The 19,609-nt window shown below is 51.6% G+C and carries 15 protein-coding genes; 1 reads left to right on the forward strand and 14 read right to left on the reverse strand.

The window, feature by feature from the left end:
• Nucleotides 1-70: 70 nt before the first annotated feature.
• The 14 genes from pyk to ahpC form a co-directional block, all read right to left on the reverse strand.
• Nucleotides 71-1,492 carry a pyruvate kinase gene (gene pyk, locus P8H26_RS12850; protein WP_289633449.1) on the reverse strand — a complete coding sequence of 474 codons (1,422 nt, stop codon included), beginning with the start codon at nt 1,490-1,492 and terminating at the stop codon, nt 71-73.
• Between the two features lie 51 nt (nt 1,493-1,543).
• Nucleotides 1,544-2,200: a histidine phosphatase family protein gene (locus P8H26_RS12855; protein WP_289633451.1), complete on the reverse strand. Its 657-nt coding sequence runs from the start codon at nt 2,198-2,200 to the stop codon at nt 1,544-1,546.
• A gap of 88 nt (nt 2,201-2,288) precedes the next feature.
• Nucleotides 2,289-3,389 (reverse strand): ABC transporter ATP-binding protein, encoded by a 1,101-nt coding sequence (locus P8H26_RS12860; protein ID WP_289633452.1) that lies wholly within the window; start codon nt 3,387-3,389, stop codon nt 2,289-2,291.
• Between the two features lie 17 nt (nt 3,390-3,406).
• The gene (locus tag P8H26_RS12865; RefSeq protein WP_289633453.1) at nt 3,407-5,116 is read right to left on the reverse strand and encodes an iron ABC transporter permease; all 1,710 of its coding nucleotides are present in this window, start codon (nt 5,114-5,116) and stop codon (nt 3,407-3,409) included.
• Between the two features lie 165 nt (nt 5,117-5,281).
• Nucleotides 5,282-6,601: an ABC transporter substrate-binding protein gene (locus tag P8H26_RS12870; RefSeq protein WP_289633454.1), complete on the reverse strand. Its 1,320-nt coding sequence runs from the start codon at nt 6,599-6,601 to the stop codon at nt 5,282-5,284.
• Between the two features lie 156 nt (nt 6,602-6,757).
• Nucleotides 6,758-8,095, reverse strand: a complete 1,338-nt coding sequence (locus P8H26_RS12875) for a sigma-54 dependent transcriptional regulator (protein WP_289633455.1) — start codon at nt 8,093-8,095, stop codon at nt 6,758-6,760.
• A complete protein-coding gene (locus tag P8H26_RS12880; protein WP_289633456.1) occupies nt 8,092-9,987 on the reverse strand; it encodes an ATP-binding protein in 1,896 nt (631 codons plus the stop codon). Before P8H26_RS12880 ends, P8H26_RS12875 begins: the two co-directional genes overlap by 4 nt.
• Nucleotides 9,988-10,003: 16 nt before the next feature.
• Nucleotides 10,004-11,350 carry an ABC transporter substrate-binding protein gene (locus tag P8H26_RS12885; protein ID WP_289633457.1) on the reverse strand — a complete coding sequence of 449 codons (1,347 nt, stop codon included), beginning with the start codon at nt 11,348-11,350 and terminating at the stop codon, nt 10,004-10,006.
• A 152-nt stretch (nt 11,351-11,502) separates the two neighbouring features.
• Nucleotides 11,503-12,492: an ArsA family ATPase gene (locus P8H26_RS12890; RefSeq protein ID WP_289633458.1), complete on the reverse strand. Its 990-nt coding sequence runs from the start codon at nt 12,490-12,492 to the stop codon at nt 11,503-11,505.
• Nucleotides 12,483-12,767, reverse strand: coding sequence for a cory-CC-star protein (locus tag P8H26_RS12895; RefSeq protein WP_289633459.1), 285 nt, complete (start codon nt 12,765-12,767; stop codon nt 12,483-12,485). The genes P8H26_RS12890 and P8H26_RS12895 overlap by 10 nt, the downstream gene beginning before the upstream one ends.
• Before the next feature lie 13 nt (nt 12,768-12,780).
• Nucleotides 12,781-14,442, reverse strand: a complete 1,662-nt coding sequence (locus P8H26_RS12900; RefSeq protein ID WP_289633568.1) for a carbon starvation protein A — start codon at nt 14,440-14,442, stop codon at nt 12,781-12,783.
• A 530-nt stretch (nt 14,443-14,972) separates the two neighbouring features.
• Nucleotides 14,973-15,869, reverse strand: coding sequence for a LysR substrate-binding domain-containing protein (locus tag P8H26_RS12905; protein WP_289633461.1), 897 nt, complete (start codon nt 15,867-15,869; stop codon nt 14,973-14,975).
• A gap of 13 nt (nt 15,870-15,882) precedes the next feature.
• Nucleotides 15,883-17,451 carry an alkyl hydroperoxide reductase subunit F gene (gene ahpF, locus P8H26_RS12910; protein ID WP_289633462.1) on the reverse strand — a complete coding sequence of 523 codons (1,569 nt, stop codon included), beginning with the start codon at nt 17,449-17,451 and terminating at the stop codon, nt 15,883-15,885.
• 80 nt (nt 17,452-17,531) lie between these two features.
• On the reverse strand, nt 17,532-18,095 hold the full coding sequence (gene ahpC / locus P8H26_RS12915; protein WP_289633463.1) for an alkyl hydroperoxide reductase subunit C: 564 nt from the start codon (nt 18,093-18,095) through the stop codon (nt 17,532-17,534).
• A gap of 378 nt (nt 18,096-18,473) precedes the next feature.
• Between ahpC and P8H26_RS12920 the strand changes: the two genes are divergently transcribed.
• Complete coding sequence (locus P8H26_RS12920) at nt 18,474-19,451, forward strand: 3'-5' exonuclease (RefSeq protein WP_289633464.1); 978 nt, start codon at nt 18,474-18,476, stop codon at nt 19,449-19,451.
• The last annotated feature ends 158 nt before the right edge of the window (nt 19,452-19,609 follow it).

Genomic DNA, 19,609 nt, shown 5'->3' on the forward strand with positions numbered 1-19,609 from the left:
AAATCGAGCTCCCGATCACTTGGATCGGGCTACTTCTTTCGTTCTTAGAACCCTGCACGAATGCTCATATTTATAAACCCATATCGACTATGCGGAGCATATTCGTGCTGCCCGGTATGCCAAAAGGCACGCCCGCAGAAATGATTATACTATCACCTTGCTTGCCGAAACCTTCAGCCTCCACAATGGCACAGGCACGTTTCACAGTTTCGTCCATATCGGCCGTATCATCCGTGGTGACACAATAGAGCCCCCAGACCAGAGAAAGCCGTCGCGCAGTTTGCACAACCGGCGAAAGCGCAATAATTGGCACCGGAGGGCGCTCGCGCGCGGCACGCAACCCTGTTGTTCCCGACGAGGTGTAACAAACAATTGCAGCAAGCTGTAAAGTAACTGCGATCTGGTGTGCCGCCAGAGAAATTGCATCCGCTCCGGTCGCTTCAGGAGCAGCACCCTGCTTGTTGATAATACCCGCATAAAGCGGATCAAGCTCCACATTGCGGGCGATTGACGCCATTGTTGCGACAGCCTCAACCGGATAATCACCTGAAGCGGATTCTGCCGAAAGCATAATGGCATCTGCACCTTCGAAAACCGCAGTCGCGACATCCGAAACTTCTGCACGCGTAGGCACCGGAGCGCTAATCATAGATTCCAGCATCTGCGTGGCAATCACCACTGGTTTGCCTGCACGTCTGCATGCCCGCGTCAGTTGCTTTTGCAATCCGGGAACAGATTCAAGCGGCATTTCCACGCCCAAGTCGCCACGGGCAACCATCAGCGCATCTGAAAGTTTGATAATCTCGTCAATATGATCCAGAGCCTGCGGTTTTTCGATCTTGGACATCAGCCCAACACGGTTACCGGCAATCTTGCGCACTTCAAGCAGGTCTTCAGGCCTCTGCACGAAAGACAAGGCAACCCAGTCAATTTCGCCGGTTGCCAGCACCGCATCAAGATCTGCCCGATCCTTGTCGGTCAAAACGCCCACGGTCAATAGTGTATCCGGTAGACTGACACCCTTGCGGTCAGAGATTTTTGTACCGGCCACAACAGTGGTGGTCATGCTCTCATTGTCTGCTTTTTCAACGCGCAGGTGCAGTTTTCCATCATCTATCAGTAGACGGTGCCCCGCCCTCACCGCGGCAAATATCTCCGGATGCGGCAGGTAAACACGGCTGTTGTCACCCGGTTCATCCCTGTTATCCAGCGTAAAACTCTGCCCGACTCTCAGTTCCACGGTGCCCTGTGCAAATCTGCCAATACGCAATTTTGGCCCCTGCAAATCGGCGAGAATGCCGATCGGTCGGCCACATTGCAGCTCAACAGCGCGGATACGCTGGATTAATTGACGCATCGTGTCATGGCTGGCATGGCTCATATTGATCCGGAACAGATCAGCTCCTGCCTCATGCAACTGCCGGATAATATGCTCTTCGGAGGAAGCCGGTCCAAGCGTGGCCAGGATTTTAACTTTTTTATATGGTTTCATTTGTCGGAATAATCCTGCACTGCAATGTCATCAGAACATGATGGTAATGGATCAAAGACGCACTGTGGTTCCGGCACCCTCGCAGCCAAATGCCCGTAAAATGCCTGCCGGAATTTCAAGCATAATCTCAGAGCCGGAAGAAAGCAAAAACGAGGCTGTCTGCGGCTCGCTATAGGCAAGCATCACTTCAGCCGATGCTTTTGTATAAATACCACGTAGTGCCCGCAGGCATCCGCTATGTGTCACCACAACATGCGTTGTCTCTCGTTCAAGACCGCTCAGCCATGTTTGCATCCGTGTTGTCAGTTCATTGCGGCTTTCCCCATGCGGCATCGCATAGCCCCACGGATCGGCTTCTTGCTCCTGGTACTGATCAGGTAAATTGCTTCTGATTTCATCCGATGTATACCCCTCCCACACTCCGAAACAACGCTCCATCAGGATCGGAGCTTGTGTAAATTTTTCAAAAGGCACAGCCCATATGTCTGCAAGAATGGATGTGGTTTGCAAAGCACGGGGCAGCGGGCTGCTCCAGAATTTCAACCTTTTATGAGAAGTAATTGTATCAGCAAGCCGCACCCCGACAGCGCGCGCCTGCCGCACACCATTATTCGTTAAAGGCGTGTCTTTTCGTCCTTGCAATCTTCCGGCAACATTCCATTGGGTTTCACCGTGACGGATGACTATGAGATCAGGCAACTCATTCATGACATGCTCAATTAATATCTGGGATAATCGGATATAGTTGTGTTCAGGCAGCATCCGCCGGTAATTTCACCGGCGGATGCTGCATTTCTTACTCTGACAGCCAGAGCGCTGCGGAAGGCTGTAAGCCAAGCACAGTCGCAGTTCCCGGTTCCAGCAATGTGTCACCGGTATAGAAAGGTACATCAATCAATACCGTCGCAGTGCCGACCTGAACACCATAGCGGATGATTGCGCCGAGAAACTCGCGATGTGCAATAGTGCCTTCAAGCGCAACCGCACCTTCTTCTGTATGACCGATTATTGCATATTGCGGACGGAATACCAGTTTAGCCCCTTGCGCAACTTCTGTGCCGTCAGGGACAGGGATGGAGCCTGCCCCTTCCACCACAAAAACACGACCGTTCGGTGTATCCTCAACATGACCGTCGAGAATATTGGCAGTTCCCAGAAAGCTGGCGACAAACAAATTAGCTGGCTTTTCATACAGGCTCATCGGTGTTCCGACCTGCTGAATACGCCCCTCATTGAAGACTGCGATACGGTCACAAACCGTATTGGCTTCTTCCTGATCGTGAGTCACAAAAATGGTCGTCAGCTTCAGGCGTTGCTGCAAATCGCGCAATTCACGGCGAACCTCGACACGCATTTTCGCATCCAGATTTGACAGCGGCTCATCGAGAAGCAGAACTTTGGGTTCGATGGCAATTGTGCGGGCGAGCGCCACGCGTTGCTGCTGCCCGCCTGAGAGCTGGGCAGGACGACGATCTGCAAGATGGGTCAGCCCCACCAGTTCCAGAGCCGCTTTAACACGCTTATCAACTTCTTTACGCGGTAGTTTGCGTTCTTCCAAACCAAAGGCAACATTGCGTGCAACGGTCATATGCGGCCATAGCGCATATGACTGGAACACCATGCCGACATCACGTTTCCACGGCGGCATATCAAGCACGTCCGCACCGCCAATTTCCACCTTGCCCTGTTGCGCAACGTTAAATCCGGCAATCAGGCGCAATAATGTTGTCTTGCCGCAACCGGACGGCCCCAGAAAGGCGAAGAATTCGCCGGGCTTAATATCCAGACTGATATCCTTCAGCACATGAACCGCACCATAAGACAGGTTCACATCGCGGATACTGATTGCTTTTGCCGGTGTTGTCGGCAAGGCGGCGCTGTTTGTGTCTAATGTCATATTTTTTCTCCCCAATTTTACTTGGCCGCCCCAAGCGTCTTTTGCCGGCGTTCAATAACGTAGTGTGATAAAAACGTGCAAAGCCCGACCAGTATCACTGCGATAACCCCGAGTGCGGCACCCGGGCCGCGTCCGGCAGGTGATTGCATGAAGACATAAAGCCCATAGGCAATCGGCGCGTCAGAATTGCTTTGGATAAGCATCAACGTTGCGGAAAGCTCGACCGCAGCCGTTGCAAAACTGGTAACAAATCCGGCAAGCAAACCGCCTGTCATCAATGGCAAGACTATACGGCGGATTGTTCTCTGCTTTGTTGCACCAAGATTTTCAGCGGCTTCTTCAAGCGAGATAGACACCTGTTGAAGTGCGGCATAGCAAGCCCGCAGCGCATAAGGCAGGCGGCGGATGGCAAGTGCCAGTACCAGCATTACCCAAAGCGTTGCCAACGGTGTGCCGTCCGGCAGCGGGATATTGTAGAAAGTACGCAGATAACCAATACCGAGCACAACGCCGGGAATGGCCAGTGCAGAAGTTGCAGCCCAATCCAGCCAGCGACGCCCGATCAGCTTTGTACGCAATACGAGATAGGCAATGGCACTGCCCACGATGACATCAATCAGACCGGCAAGGCTGACATAAATCAGCGTGTTTTTAATATAGAGCGAGCTTTCGCCAAACACGCGGGTGTAATGCGCCACTGTATAACCGTCCGGCAGCGGGCTGTATGACCAGACCGTAGCAAAAGACAGCAGCAGCAATCCGATATGCGGTGAGAGAACCAGCAGCAGAATAAAGCTGACCGTGGCATAGGCCACAAGGCTTTCGCGTCTGGTGAGTTTGCGCTTTGTCAGCCCGCCGCCGCCGCGTTGTACCGTGGAATAATCTTTGCCGCGCATGGCGACTGCGGACAGCCACATGGCAAAAATAGAAACAACAATCAGAATAACCGCGATCACATAACCCATCGGATCGGTCAACCCGACCGAGGTCACGCGCAGATAGGCCTGCGGTGCCAGCATATCCTTCACATTAAGGAGCAGCGGCGTCGCCAGATCATCAAAAACTTTGACGAAAACAAGCGAGGCACCGGCGAGATAACCCGGCATTGCCAACGGGAAAACAATACGCCGGAACAGACGGAAACCTGAAGAGCCAAGATTTTGCGCGGCTTCTTCCATCGAGCGGTCGATATTACGCAGGCTCGCAGAAAGATTGATGAGAATGAATGGGAAATAATGCAGCGACTGTACAAAAATAACGCCGTTCAGCCCCTCCATGAAGGGAATACGGAAGCCAAACCAGTCATTCAGCAGGAGATTGACCGTACCATTGCGGCCAAACAGCAGCTGCATCGCCACCGCGCCAACAAAGGGTGGCATGATGAGCGGGATGAAGCCAAGTGTCTGGATAATCATTGACCCGCGAAAATCAAAACGGGTGGTCAGGACGGCCAGCGGCAATGCAATGACCGTCGCCCAGACAACCGACATGCCTGCAACATAGACCGAGTTGAAGAACGAACGACGGAATAGCTCGGTATTAAAAAAATCAATAAAATTGATGGCTGTAAGTGCGCCGGTGCCCTTTTCCGTAAACGCCGTATAGATCACCGTTCCGGTGGGAATGAGCAGGAAAACAGCCAGAAACAGGGCAATAATCAGCGCTGTTACGATCTGGCCGGGGCTGGCCGAGGTGCGTTTTCTTGGAAAGGATAATGTGAAAGCCATTGCGGCAGTCTCCGGTATGAAGTCGGCTGTTCCGGCAAGCCACAGGGCGCCAGAGCAAACGAAAGCGGATAATCGGATGGAGCCGCCTGCTTTCGCAGGCGGTCTGTCATGCGCCGGAACATCGCACGGTCAAACCGGACAGCCTGACCGTGAGAGACTCAGACTTTAATTGACGAGCGCAAGTGCCTCTTCAGCCTTTGCTTTTGCGGCTGAATATTTTTCCTTGGCAAAAGCAGCCCATTGCTGTTCAAGCTCGGCCTGACGGGCTGTCTTTTCCTTGCCGCCGGAAAACGCATCGCGAAGCTGCTGGCTCACGGCTTCATCAGCACTGACCGGCATAGCGGCAACCAGTGCACGGGCTTCATTGACGAGTGCGCGTGCCGGTGCCTGTTCATTGGCGGCAAGCGCTTTTTCTGCTGCATGAATGGCGCGTGTTGCGGCTTTCAGATTATCCAGCTGAAACGAAATCAGCTGGTCATATAATGCATCCACAGCATCGGTGCGTTTTTTGGATGTGTCAGAGTCAAAGACAAGCATGGTCTGAAAACGCGCATCCTTGAACGGGTTAGGGAAACCTTCCGGTGCATTTGCATAACTGGCCGGATTAATCGGAAGACGGCGGATTGCCGGTTCAAGCAAGACGGCCTGCCCTTTTTCTGAGAGCAAGTAATTGACAAAAGCTTCTGCGCCCGCCTGATTAGGTGCATTGGCTACAACACCAATATTGGCCGGTACAACAGTGGTGACTGACGGATAAGAGAAGCTGACCGGAAAACCACTTGCCTGTGCAGAGAATGCAAAGAAGTCGATGACAATACCGATTCCTGTCTGGCCGGAATTCACCGCATCAGGCACACCGAAAGAGCGCTCTGTCACCTGCTGGAGATTACCACCAATATTCTTGAGCGTTGCCCAGCCCTGATCCCAGCCTTCACCCTGCAAAATGGTTTCAATAGTCAGATGGGTGGTACCGGAACGCGAAGGGGCTGCAATCGCGATGTGATCATAATATTCCGGCCGCGTCAGATCAGACCACTCAACAGGTTTTGTCAGATTGTTTGCTTCCAGATAACGGTCGTTGGACATAATGCCATAGCCCGACGCTGCAAAGCCGAAATAATAGGAATCCGGATCATTAACCGGATAGGAGCCGACCTTATCCGGCAGGCCTGTAACCGACGGGGTAAATTTGTTCAGCAGACTACGGCCTTTGAGCACTTCAAAAGCATCCGGTGCGGAAGCCCAGAATAGATCAACCTGATTGTTGGATTTTGTTTCATCAACATATTTTACGCCGGAACTGGTGCTCTTGTTTTGAACATCAAGCGTGAAGCCCGGATTACTGGCTTCAAAACCAGCTTTAAACGGGTCTGTCACATCTTTCGAGAAAGACGTGACAACAGTTACTTTTCCGCCATTTTGCGCAGAAGCAGTGATAATCATAGCCGCTGACATCAGCATGGTTGCTGCAATCGATTTCAACATAGAACTCTCCTCCCTAGAGTATCGCCTGAGATCAGACGACACCTTTAAAGAAGCAAGTATCATGCCAAATTCAAAAGCGCCGGAAATGCGGGCTTTGGCAAACAGAAATGGGTCATAAAGGTAACATGACCGGCCTGCGCGCGGGTCATAAGGGTATCATTCCTCATCTTCATTCTGTGCGGCGATGTCAAATTTGCGCATTTTCAGATAAAGCGTTTTGCGGGAAATTCCCAAGGCGGTCGCCGAAGCGCCAATGCGCCCGTCGTGATTGGACAAGGTATCAAGCAGGATAGCGCGCTCCAGCTTGTCCATTTGTGCTTCCAGCGTTTGTGTTTTGTCTAAAGACAGGTCGGCCAGCGCATTATTCTCCAGTCCCAGCACATATCGTTCCGCCACATTGCGCAATTCGCGGACATTGCCAGGCCAGCTTCGGCCATCAAGATCGGCGATAAATGTTGCATCCACACGCGGAGCGGCACGCCCCTGCCTTTTGGCGGCAAGATCAAGAAACAGCTTGAACAGCAATCCGACATCGCCTTTGCGGGCTGATAAAGGCGGAATTTCAACGCGAGCTATATCAAGCCGGTAAGCAAGATCTTCACGAAAACTGCCCTGCACGACCAGCTTATGTAAATCTGTTTTACTGGCCGCAATCACCTGAATATCCACTTTAAGCTCGGTATTTGAGCCAAGGCGCTCTATTTTGCGCTCCTGTAAAACACGCAAAAGCCGCACCTGCGCACTCAGCGGCATGGATTCTATTTCATCAAGAAAAAGCGTGCCGTTATTGGCATATTCTATCTTGCCGATGCGTTTTTCCCGCGCACCGGTGAAGGCACCAGCCTCGTGGCCGAAAAGTTCAGATTCCAGCATTGTTTCAGGAATTGCTCCGCAATTCACGGCCACAAAATGCCCTTTTCTGTTACTGAAATCATGCAATGCGCGGGCAGTGACTTCCTTACCGGTGCCGGTTTTGCCGATAAGCAAAATATCCGTGGCGACACCGCAAATACGTTTTAACCGCTCCCGCAATTGTACAATCGGCGCTGAATGGCCGATCAGGCGAGCCTCCCAGCCGTCAACCGCTACAGCCTGCCGTAACCGGCGATTTTCAAGCAGGAGTTGACGATGATTGCGTGCACGCCGGATCGTTTCAATCAGGATCAGCGGATCGGCCGGTTTTTCCAGAAAGTCCCATGCGCCATCACGCATAGCGCGCAGAGCCATAGGGATATCGCCATGACCGGACATCAGCACGATCGGTATTTCCGCATCAATGGACTGCACAGCTTTAAGGAGATCGAACCCGTCATGCTCCGGCATGCGCACATCGGAAACCACAATCGCACCGCTATCAACACGCATATCACGCAGCGCAGATGCAACCGAGCTATGCGCCGCAACCTTATAATCTTCAAGCTCCAGCACTTCACGACATGCCTCAAGCACGCTGGCATCATCGTCGATAAGAATAACATCCGGTTGCAAGGTCATTCCGGCCCTTTCAGCAAAACTATAAACCGCGTTCCGTTCGGACCTGTATCCAGCACAGCAATGCTGGCACCGAAGTCTTTGACAATATTATAAGAAATTGAAAGGCCAAGCCCTAATCCCGATCCGACCGGCTTGGTCGTAAAAAACGGATCAAAAACTGCATTCAAATAATCGCTCTCAATACCGGTGCCCGTATCTTCAATAATTAGACTTGCACCATGTGCAGTTGCCTCAACATTGATGGAGACCTCACGAACAGGCTGATCTTTTACCGCGTCCAGAGCATTGGCAAGGAGATTGACAATCACCTGCTCCAGACGCACCGGTTCAGCCATGACAAGCGGACAGTCCGATACCGGCAAATCGAGTTTCAGGCGCACATCATCATCTTCAAAACGATGCTCCAGAAGACTGAGCGCTTCACGTACACTCTTGCACAGATCGACGGCTTGCTGTTTTGCGTCCGGACGTCGAGCAAAGCGCCTGATATGGCTGATCTGGTCAGCCATACGGGTAGTTAGTTGCCGGATCTTGTCAAAATTGACCAGAGCCTGCTCGCCTTTACCACGCGTAATCAAAGTTGAACCGCTGTGTATATGCGCACGAATTGCTGCGAGCGGCTGATTGAGCTCATGCCCGATACCCGCCGCCATTTGCCCGAGCGCCGCAAGTTTTGCCGACTGAATAAGCTCGTCGCGCGTTTGGCGAAAGAGCAATAATGCCCCGGCCAGATCAGCTAGTTCGTCTGTTCCCTTTGCCGGAATTTCTATCTCCGGTCGCCCCGCACTGATTGCACTGGCTGCTGTTGCCAGTTGCCGGATGCGGAAAAGCAGGTTCTTGTGAACATAAAGCACACCGATGGCGACGGCTAAAACAACCGAGAGCAGAGCAATTGCCGCCAGTAATTTTCTACCGGTACTAATCGCTGATGCCGCACGTTCCGCTGCCGCCGCCGCACTTGCTTCGATTGCCACAACCTCCGTCTCAATATTGCGGCCAAGATCGCTGACGAGTTGGCCATTCATAACGGCCAGTTCCCCGAGCCGCATGGTTTCGAGCATTTGTGAGCGTTTGCGGTTTGGTGTGCCGGTTGCCGGATCGGACTTTTGCAAAATACGTTTGGCCAGCTGACGCACAGTTATACTGTCCGGCCAGCTGTTGAGCGTACCAAGATGGTTTGCCAGTTCATCTGCACTATCACCGAGAAAGGCATTGGCTTCCTGAATTTCTTCAGCTGTTGAGGCATTGGCAAGGCGGGCAATCAGACCTGTCGACAAACTTGCCTGCGCGACAAGCGTCAGTAATGCCTCGCTCTTGCGCTGCTCACTAAGCGCTGCCGCATCACGGCCGTTGCGCATTTCGGTTTCAATATTAAATCGGGTATCGTCAACCAATGGCGCGGCTTCATCGATCAGATCAGCCTGCACCCAGCGCAGTTCATCAATATCTGCGTGTATCGCTTCGGTGAGAGTGAAGCGCTTACCCGATGTAAGATCAATCTGCTGCAAATTGCGTTCAATAGCGCGAGCCAGCGGCAAGATCGTATTCACTGTTGCGCTGAGATCGCTTGTCTCCAGCAAGGTTTCCAAGGCAGAGAGCCGTGCGGCATAAATATGCCGCATCGCAGTATATTCGCTTCTGCTCTCAGCCCCTGCCAATGCCGACGTCAGCGAGCCTATGTCTGCTCCGGCTTTTGACAGACGTGACGCAAATGCCAGTCGCGGCATTTGCTGTTCAGCAATATGTGACAATTCACCGGACAGCCGGTAATAGGACAGCCAGCCGACAATACAGGCGCCGACGGCCAAACCGACAATGACGACAAATGCAGCGCCAAGCCGCGCACCAATACCAAAGCGCCAGCGGGTTATCGCCGGAGCGATTTTTTTCATAAATCCTGCCATCAAATTACCGGTACCACCGTGCATCATTTGCGACAGGAGATACTGATGAAAGCAGTGTCTCAACCTTTGCAAAATTATGTTCAACAATGCTGCGGATTTTACTGGCGAATTGCTCCTGCTCCGCTGTGCGTGCCACACTGCGAGGCCATTCTGTTTTCAGTTCCTCACTCAAAGCATTGGTTTCATGCGCCGACAAAGGCGGCGTGCTGAGCAGCTGGTGCGCCCGCGCCAAAGTGCTCAGAGTTTCTGTATTTTCAAATTTTGCCTCTTCCAGCTCATTCGCTTTCCGCCAAAGTCTGGCAAGTGTTGCTCTGCGGCGGATAATGAAATTATCAAAAATGAGATTGACCAAACCATATCTCTGCGCAGACAAATGCGGATCAAATTTTGCCGTATTCATCAGGCCGCGCCTGTCCGGTGCGGGAAGTAAATCCTTATTCAGTTTACTCAGCACAGGAATGCGGTTGATGCCGGGATAGCGCAATATTTTCTGCCCTTTTTCAGAAAGCAGAAAGTCCACAAAACGCTCAGCATTGGTGACGTTTTTTGCGCCCCGCAAAATAGCAACATTGGCTGGCGTATAGATCGCATCGGGCGGCATAATGAAAACATTATCTGTATGCGTGTCGTCGAGAGGCTGCGCCAGAAAATCAATGGTAATACCGATGCCGAAACGCTTCTGCGCCACACCGGAGGCAACGCCAAAACTGCGTGCTGTTACCGTTGACAAGTTGCCGCCGAGTTTAGAGAGCATCGCCCAACCTTTGTCCCAGCCATAGGTTTGCAGAAAGACTTCCACAATCAGATGCGTTGTGCCGGAGCGCGAGGGTGAAGTAATGCCAATATGTCCCGAATAAACCGGCTTTAACAGATCATCCCAATTGCGAGGCACCGGCAGATTGTGCTGCAGCAGATAGGACGGGCTATACACAATGCCGTAACCGGACAGAGCAAACCCTAAATAATATCCTTCAGGATCATTGACCGGATAGCCAAGAACATATTGCGGCGCTCCGGTGGGCCTGCTGCGGATCGGGCGTAACGCATTTTTGCGCTTTAATAATTCAAAAGCATCTGCTGCGGACGCCCAGAAAATATCCGGCGTGATATCCGGCTTCTCCATGATGAAGCGGTTCGCACTTGCCGTGTTTCTTTGGGCGATAGACACACGGATATCAGGATATTGCTTTTCGAATGCGAGACGAAACGGCTCAAAAAACGATGGTGGATATGACGTGATGATCGAGAGTTCACCCTGCTCTGAAGACCGCACGGGAACAACAGACAAAGCCATCGAGATGGCAAAAAACACCAACATATTGAGAATGTTAACAGTGTTTACTTTGACCATGCCCTGCCATTCATACGAAATGCCCCTCCCCAGACGCAGTCGAGAAAAATTACTAACACGGCATCAAGGATAAGTCACGCATAGGGGCTGGAGTACCATCTGCTTCAAAACCGGACATGTGAGTTTGATGCATATCTTGGCAGTTTTAAAAATCAGCCCAAATAGGCGGAGGCAAAACGCACAAGCTCCTGCCCGCCGATAATCTCACTAGCAGACAGAGGTATCTCCTTAATCTCCGGCACTTTAGGCTGCAACGCACTGATTAATTTCGCCAGATGCTCATCTTCATTCTTTGCACGCTGATCAAGCAATGCACTTTCGCCCCGCGGCGAGCGCCGGTTCACAATAAGACCGCCAACAGATACCTGCAAATTACGCAAACGATCACAAAGCTCTATTGTTTCGAGAACCGGTAACCGCTCAGCAGTCAGCACAATCATAAAGGCCGTTGTTTCACTATCTGTCAGGATCTCACGCAACTTACGAAAACGATCCTGACGCCGCATCAAAACCGCCCGCATTTCATGATCGCGGGCTGGTTCATCCTGAAAGAGATGACTGGCAACATCATTATCGGCATCAACGGCTTTAAACTGGCCAAGCGCACGTGTGAAGTTGCCCGAGCGTTCGCGGTTTTTGAGCAGCCCGTCTGTCCATGCCGCCATCAGCTCCGGCAGTTCGAGAAGTCTGGTCGTATGTCCGGTTGGAGCAGTGTCAAAAATAACAGTGTCATAGTGCGCAAGCCCCGTTTCTAAGGTCACGGCAATCCGCTCCAGCAATGCCGCCTCAACCATGCCCGGTGCTTCACGCGCCTGCTCCAGATGCCGTTTGACTTCCTTATGCAGCCTTTCCGGCATCAGTTTTCGCAGTGAATTTTCAACGGCTTTAAGATGCTCATCAACCGTACTGTTTGGATCAAGTTCAATACCATCCAGACCGGCCATAAGCGAAACCGGTTTGGGGCCGATCTCACGCTCCCATAAATGGCCGAGATTATGCGCGGGATCGGTTGAAACCACCAATATGCGGCGACCCTCCTGAGCGAGTCCTGCGGCTGTCGCGCTGGCAAGTGTCGTCTTGCCGACCCCACCTTTGCCCCCAAAAAACAGAACTCTGCGATCTTTCAAAACATTCAGCAGCATCGGAAACCATCAAGCGGTGAGTGTTCCATACCCATTCGGATGTGCCAGTCGTGAAATCGCTCATAGAGCTCGGGCATAAGTTCCAACGTGTAATAGGTCGCGGGATTAGGGATTCCCAGACTTTCCGAGAAAACGAGCATCATGAAAAGATCGTCCTCCTCACGTCTGGCTTTTGCAAAAGTGCGTCTGTAAGGCGCGGCATAAAACTCGCCCAGACCTTGAGAGACGGCGCTGAACAGCGCCGCCAGTTTTTCTTTATTCAGCCGTCTGGACATCAGATTAACCTGCTCATCCGGCAGCCGTTTGCGCGCTGTATTCTCTGCGCATTGTCCGGATCGCCTCCAGTGCAACAAAAAGCGCTGCACCAAGCACAACCAGTCCCAGTCCGAACAGCAGCCATTGTTTATTCGCAAAGAATGTTCCGAGCTGTATGAAAAGCGCAAGGATCGCCATCACCAGTACAAAGGCCAGCGGGATCAGAACCGGCAGAACCGGACGCTTCATACGCATCAACATCACCGCAACAATCGCAAGTGTCAGTCCGGCGAGCAACTGGTTTGTTGTCCCGAAGAGCGGCCAGATCAGCATGCCGCCGCTGCCGCCTGTACCGGCACCGAAAGCAAGAGCAAGGCAGCTTGCAAGCGCGACCAAAGTCGCGACTGTGCCGCCCTGCAATGGCTTGATATTGGTGATCTCGCCCACTTCCTGAATAACATAGCGCTGCAGACGCAGTCCCGTGTCCATCGTTGTTCCTGCAAACAAGGCGGCCATAACGGTCAGAATGGTTGCGGCAAGGCCGACGCCCAGCCCCGTCCCGGCTGAAAGGATATTCGCGCCACCTTCAACAAAGGCTTTAACGCCACCGGCAGAGAACTGCGTATAAACGCCCTGCCAGGCTTCATAAGATGCAAAACCTGCCGTACAGGCAATAATCGCTGCGAGCGCAAGCATACCCTCACCGACAGCGCCGAAATAACCGACGAAACGGGCATCGGTTTCTTTATCAAGCTGTTTGGACGATGTGCCCGACGAGACAAGCCCGTGGAAGCCGGAAATGGCACCGCAAGCGATAGTCACGAACAGCAATGGAACAATGCTTGGCGTGCCTGCCGGAACATCCGAATTGAATGCCGGTACTACGATCTGCGGCTGCGCAATCAAGGTTGCACCATAGAGCAGCAGCAAACCGACAAAGAGCTGAAGCCCGTTAATATAATCGCGTGGCTGGAGAAGAACCCAGACAGGTAATTGCGAGGCAATACCCGCATAGATGAAGAGATACAGAATCCACTGTACCATTGGGCTCATACCGAGAAAGGAATCCGGTAAGGTAATCGGATAAGCCTGCCCGACAAAGATCATGGCGTAAAGCACGATCACGCCAATCACAGACGGCCACAGCAGCCCGACGCCATGACGATAAATCAGCTGCCCGATCACGATTGCCACGGCAATTGCACCCCAGATCGGGATTACAGATGTCGGGAAATTAATCAGCAATCCTGCAATGACCACTGCAAAAACGGCGTTGACCATCAGCAGTAACAGGAAAATAACAGTCATGAAAATGGAGCGCGCACGGGTGCCGAGAACATTCTCCGTCAGTGCACCGATTGAGCGTCCGCGATTGCGGACACTTGCCCATAGTGCACCAAAATCATGAACACCTGCAAAGAAAACAGTACCGAGCACAACCCAGATAAAGGCCGGTGCCCAGCCCCAGATCACCGCGATTGCAGGACCGACGATAGGTGCCGCACCAGCAACAGACGTAAAATGGTGCCCCCATAGCACGAATTTGTTGGTTGGCACATAATCTACACCATCTTTCATGGTATGAGCGGGCGTTTTATATTCCGGATCAAGTGCATAGATGCGTTCAGCAATGTATTTCGAATAAACGAAATAGCCCCCTGCAAATGCGGCAAGGCCGACAAGTATAAGTATCATCGCGCTCAAACCATTTCCTCCCATAGTAAGCCGATTTATATTTTATTATAATACTATTTTTCTGTTTCACTCCGCGTTGAAATCAAACTAAAGTTTAATAAAGTATATTGATATTTATTGTAAAAATTATAAGCAATTTGCATGTACTATCTACAAGAGATAAATTGCATATTGCGATATGTAAACACGATATACAGGTTGTGATTGTCAAATTATTAATGAAATATTTTACATGTGCAAGCTCCATTCTCTGCTTCTCAATCCAGTGAAGGCCAGAGCTTTGCCAAGTCTGCATAAGTGTCAACGAAAAATCGAGAACTAATGAGACGTAACTTTGTATAACGCGCTGTTATTATTGTTAATGTTCTGTGAGAGGTGCCACTGTGCCGGACTTCATCAAAATCCGCATATAAACGCGCATAAAACGTCATCACATGCGCTGCGTGCTTACCTTTTCACGCAATCGCATATTCAATAGGGCTAAAATGATTCTGCTGAATCGCAAATATGTTCAGCGCATCTCAGGCTCATTACGGCATAAGTTCTGCAACAACACCGGCAATGACTGATGAGAGTTTTTCCATAAAATCACCGGAATTACTTGATTTGCGCCAGTAAAGGCCAATATTCCTCTGAAAGCCGTCGGCCTCGAGAGGTAAAAATGCGATGTGATTTTGCGCATTTGCGCCGATGCAAGCCAGTTGCGGCAATAAAGTAAGCCCCATGCCCGCAACAACCATCTGACGCAAAGTTTCGAGACTGGTGCCGCGAAACCCATCATATTCATGCGCACCATAGCGCCGGCACAATGTAAGCGCCTGATCGCGCAGACAATGCCCCTCTTCGAGCAGCATCAGACGCTGTCCGGAAAGCGCATCCGCTGCCAAACGGTCTTGTCCCGCCAGAATATGACCGGAAGGTACGGCCAGATGAAAAGGCTCACTGAATAATTTTCGTCCGGTCACATGCGGATCTTCGACCGGCAATGCCAGTAATGCGGCATCAATCTGCCCGTCGATCAGCCTCTGTAATAGAACGGTGCTTTTTTCTTCTGTCAGCAAAATGTCCATAGACGGAAAATGGCGCATAAATTGCGGCACAATATGCGGCAGAAGATAGGGGCCGAGTGTCGGAAACACGCCAAGATGCAAGCGTCGCGTGCCGTCGGCACAATGTGCGGCAGCTTCATCGCGCAATTGTGTCACTTCATGAAGAATGATACGTGCGCGTCTGACTGCTGCTTCACCGGCTTGCGTCAGAATAAGACCGCGTGATGAGCGTTCAAACAATGTGACGCCCAGCTCTTCTTCCAGCTTACGGATCTGGGCGGAGAGGGTCGGTTGACTGGCATTGCAGACTTCAGCCGCACGGTGAAAGTTGCGCTGTTCAGCCAGCGCAACCAGATATTCAAGCTCGCGGAGATTCATGCGAGACCGCGCATTAAGCCGCCTGCTCCTCAGCAGGCAGACGGATCAGATAGTCAAAGGCTGCAAGTGAGGCTCGTGCTCCTTCACCCATTGCGATCACAATCTGTTTGTAAGGCGCAGTTGTGCAATCGCCTGCCGCAAATACACCCGGAACCGAGGTTGCACCGTAAAGATCCGTGATGATTTCACCGCGGGCATTCAATGATACTGTATCTTTCAGCCACTCAGTATTCGGCACAAGACCGATCTGCACAAAAATGCCTTCCAGTGTCAGCGAGCGGGTTTCACCGCTGATCCGGTCTTCATAGGTCAGGCCGGTGACGCGCTTGCCGTCGCCGGTCACTTCTGTGGTTTTGGCCGATGTAAGAACAGTCACATTCGGCAGGCTTTTCAGCTTACGTTGCAGCACATCGTCAGCGCGAAGCACCTTATCAAATTCGATAAGCGTCACATGGCTGACCAGACCGGCCAGATCAATCGCAGCTTCCACGCCCGAATTACCGCCACCAATCACGGCAATACGCTTGCCTTTAAACAGCGGGCCATCGCAATGCGGGCAGAAAGCAACGCCTTTATTGATATATTGCTGCTCACCCGGCACGCCCATTTTGCGCCAGCGTGCGCCGGTCGACAACACAACAGAAGTGCTGGTGAGGGATGCGCCCGAAGCCAGTGTCACCTTGAAGCCCTCAGAAATTCGCTCCAGTTTAACAGCCTGCTGACCATTAATGATTTCGGCATCATAATCACGTACATGCGCTTCCAGAGCGCGGGCAAGTTTTGGCCCTTCTGTATGGGTAACCGAAATAAAATTCTCAATCGACATTGTATCCAGCACCTGACCGCCAAAACGGTCAGCAACAACACCGGTACGGATGCCTTTACGCGCCGCATAAACCGCTGCTGCTGCACCGGCTGGGCCACCGCCCACGACCAGAACATCAAAAGGCGCCTGTGCATCAATCGCCTCGGCAGCACGTTCACCTGCGCCGGTGTCGATCTTTGCCAGAATTTCCTCAGCGCCCATACGGCCGGAACCAAAAGCTTCACCATTCAGGAAAATGGACGGCACGGACATGACCTGACGCTCGGCAACTTCATCCTGAAACAGCGCGCCGTCGATGGCGACATGCTCAATACCAGGATTTAGAACAGCCATCAGATTCAGCGCTTGCACAACATCTGGGCAGTTCTGGCAGGAAAGTGAGTAATAAGTTTCGAAACGGAAATTACCCTTGATGCCACGAATTTGGTCGATCAGCGCCTGCTCGACCTTTGGCGGATAGCCACCGGCCTGCAAAAGAGCCAGCACCAGAGAGGTAAATTCATGACCGAGCGGAAGGCCGGCAAAAACCAGATGAATATCTTCACCCGGCGAAGTCAGCGCAAATGAAGGCACACGCGCACCGGCCACATCACCGCGCTTAATCGTAATCTTGTCCGACTGTTCACGGATTTGCTCAAGAAGTTGCAGCAGTTCGCGCGATTTAGCATCATCTCCGGCATAGGCGATGATTTCAACCGGCCGCACCAGACGTTCCAGATAGCCCTTCAGCTGGGTTTTCAAGTTCGTATCGAGCATACTGTGTTCCTCTTGCTAAACTGTCATAGATAATCGGGCAGCTGCGGGAAACAGCCGCCCGTTTTATTATTTACGGCGCGTCAGATTTTGCCGACGAGGTCGAGCGAAGGAGCAAGGGTCGCTTCGCCTTCCTGCCATTTTGCAGGGCAAACTTCACCCGGATGCGAACGTACATACTGAGCAGCTTTGATCTTGCGCACGAGGTCCGAAGCGTCACGGCCAATGCCTTCAGCAGTGATTTCCATTGCCTGAATGATACCATCCGGATCAACGATGAAAGTCGCGCGGTCTGCAAGACCCTGACCTTCGCGCATAACGCCGAAATTGTTGGTTACAACACCGCTCGGATCGCCGAGCATGGTGTAGTTGATCTTGCCGATTGTGTCGGATGAATCATGCCAGGCTTTGTGTGTGAAATGCGTATCGGTGGAAACGGAATAAACCTCAACACCCATTTTCTGCAGTTCTTCGTAATGATCTGCAACGTCACCCAGTTCGGTAGGGCATACGAATGTAAAGTCAGCCGGATAGAAGAAAAAGACGGCCCATTTGCCCAATACGTCTTCTTCAGTCACGGAGAGGAATTTACCTTGACGGTAAGCCTGCGCGATAAAAGGTTTGATCTGTGTGTTTACGGTTGCCATTGAGCACTCCTGTCAGAATGTTGTCTGGGCTCCGTATAGAGGCGAAAGCGCAATTGATAAAGTCAATTAATCATATAAAATTGATAGGTTTTAACTATCGCTCTGATAAAATAATATAAACCTAATTAAAACAATGGGTTATTATGAAATTTTGCCGGCTTTGCAGTGCCGCTCATTTTTGCATAGCAGCTATGCAATATTGCCAATGCGCTGCATTCTGTGGAAATCACCCTCAAATCTGCGCACAGAAACGCTGGCATCAGAGATACGGCAAATGGACTTTGACATTATTTGCCAAGATTAATTAGAATATGCGCATTCTGTAGGCTCACTCCTGCCCCATCCCTCTCCTGAAGCCTCAGTGACAAGATTTGCGGTATGAATTCAAAACCAGTCCAATTTGATATGTTTGATGCAAAAACCAGTCATCCGGTTGATGCGCCACCTGTTGCTGCCGCCCGCAAAGCTATGCCAGACAATGAAGAAGCCTTAGCAAGACAGCTGGAGGAAACAGGACGATTTCGCATTCTGCGCAAGCTGACACCGCGTCCCGTTATCAGGCGGGAGGACAGCCCGTTTGAGCGGCTTGCTGTTCTCGTTGACACGGAAACAACCGGACTGCACCATGCAACTGACCAGATTATCGAGGTCGGCGCTGTCGCCTTTACCTATAATGATGACGGTACCTTTGGTGATATGGTTGGCGTATTCAGCGGAATGCAGCAGCCAACTATCCCTATTCCGGCGGAAATCACCCGCCTGACAGGCATTACCGATGCAATGGTGCAGGGTCAGACACTCGATCTCCGGTCGCTGGAAGCGCTGATTGAACCAGCCGATCTCATCATTGCCCATAATGCCGGATTTGACAGACCATTCTGCGAAAAACTTTCACCCTTATTCGTATTAAAAGCATGGGCATGTTCCGTTGCGGAAGTGCAGTGGGCAGGCTTTGGTTTCGAAGGCAGTAAACTGGGCTATCTGGTCGGCCAGAGCGGGCTCTTCCATAACGGACATCGTGCGACAGATGATTGTCACGCATTGCTGGAAGTACTGATCCGGCCTGCGGGGAACGAAGCAACCATTCCTTTCACAGAACTGCTCAAGTCCAGCCGTAAAGCCCGCGTCAGAATTTATGCGGAAAACAGCCCTTTCGACATGAAAGACCATCTGAAAAAACGGGGATACCGGTGGTCCGACGGCAATGACGGCCGCCCCAAAGCATGGTGGGTTGAGGTTGATGAAGACAATTATGCCGACGAGCTGCACTATCTCCAAACGGAAATCTATCGCTGGAAAGATGCTGAACCCCTGTCAATAAGACTGACAGCACAGGATCGTTTTAAGAGCCGATAGGTCAATCTGGTTATTGGAGGCAGGTAAATAGTTTCCTGCCGTCCCATGACCTGTCTACCGTATTTATGCGCTCTTTAATGCTCACTGGCTGGCAAGCCAGGACTATCCATAAAATGTGTGATGCGATAAGAACGCGGAAGAGCGCGGTTATCAAAATT

The sequence above is a fragment of the Pseudochrobactrum sp. sp1633 genome, assembly GCF_030376605.1.
Lineage (GTDB): Bacteria > Pseudomonadota > Alphaproteobacteria > Rhizobiales > Rhizobiaceae > Pseudochrobactrum.

What these genes read in the sequence shown, in the direction of transcription:
- P8H26_RS12875 (WP_289633455.1), bottom strand. Translation starts at nt 8,095, where the DNA reads ATGACCTTGCAACCGGATGTTATTCTTATCGACGATGATGCCAGCGTG.
- P8H26_RS12920 (WP_289633464.1), top strand. Translation starts at nt 18,474, where the DNA reads ATGAATTCAAAACCAGTCCAATTTGATATGTTTGATGCAAAAACCAGT.
- ahpC (WP_289633463.1), bottom strand. Translation starts at nt 18,095, where the DNA reads ATGGCAACCGTAAACACACAGATCAAACCTTTTATCGCGCAGGCTTAC.
- P8H26_RS12855 (WP_289633451.1), bottom strand. Translation starts at nt 2,200, where the DNA reads ATGAATGAGTTGCCTGATCTCATAGTCATCCGTCACGGTGAAACCCAA.
- P8H26_RS12865 (WP_289633453.1), bottom strand. Translation starts at nt 5,116, where the DNA reads ATGGCTTTCACATTATCCTTTCCAAGAAAACGCACCTCGGCCAGCCCC.
- P8H26_RS12885 (WP_289633457.1), bottom strand. Translation starts at nt 11,350, where the DNA reads ATGGTCAAAGTAAACACTGTTAACATTCTCAATATGTTGGTGTTTTTT.
- P8H26_RS12895 (WP_289633459.1), bottom strand. Translation starts at nt 12,767, where the DNA reads ATGTCCAGACGGCTGAATAAAGAAAAACTGGCGGCGCTGTTCAGCGCC.
- P8H26_RS12880 (WP_289633456.1), bottom strand. Translation starts at nt 9,987, where the DNA reads ATGAAAAAAATCGCTCCGGCGATAACCCGCTGGCGCTTTGGTATTGGT.
- ahpF (WP_289633462.1), bottom strand. Translation starts at nt 17,451, where the DNA reads ATGCTCGATACGAACTTGAAAACCCAGCTGAAGGGCTATCTGGAACGT.
- P8H26_RS12860 (WP_289633452.1), bottom strand. Translation starts at nt 3,389, where the DNA reads ATGACATTAGACACAAACAGCGCCGCCTTGCCGACAACACCGGCAAAA.
- P8H26_RS12905 (WP_289633461.1), bottom strand. Translation starts at nt 15,869, where the DNA reads ATGAATCTCCGCGAGCTTGAATATCTGGTTGCGCTGGCTGAACAGCGC.
- P8H26_RS12890 (WP_289633458.1), bottom strand. Translation starts at nt 12,492, where the DNA reads ATGCTGCTGAATGTTTTGAAAGATCGCAGAGTTCTGTTTTTTGGGGGC.
- P8H26_RS12870 (WP_289633454.1), bottom strand. Translation starts at nt 6,601, where the DNA reads ATGTTGAAATCGATTGCAGCAACCATGCTGATGTCAGCGGCTATGATT.
- P8H26_RS12900 (WP_289633568.1), bottom strand. Translation starts at nt 14,442, where the DNA reads ATGATACTTATACTTGTCGGCCTTGCCGCATTTGCAGGGGGCTATTTC.
- pyk (WP_289633449.1), bottom strand. Translation starts at nt 1,492, where the DNA reads ATGAAACCATATAAAAAAGTTAAAATCCTGGCCACGCTTGGACCGGCT.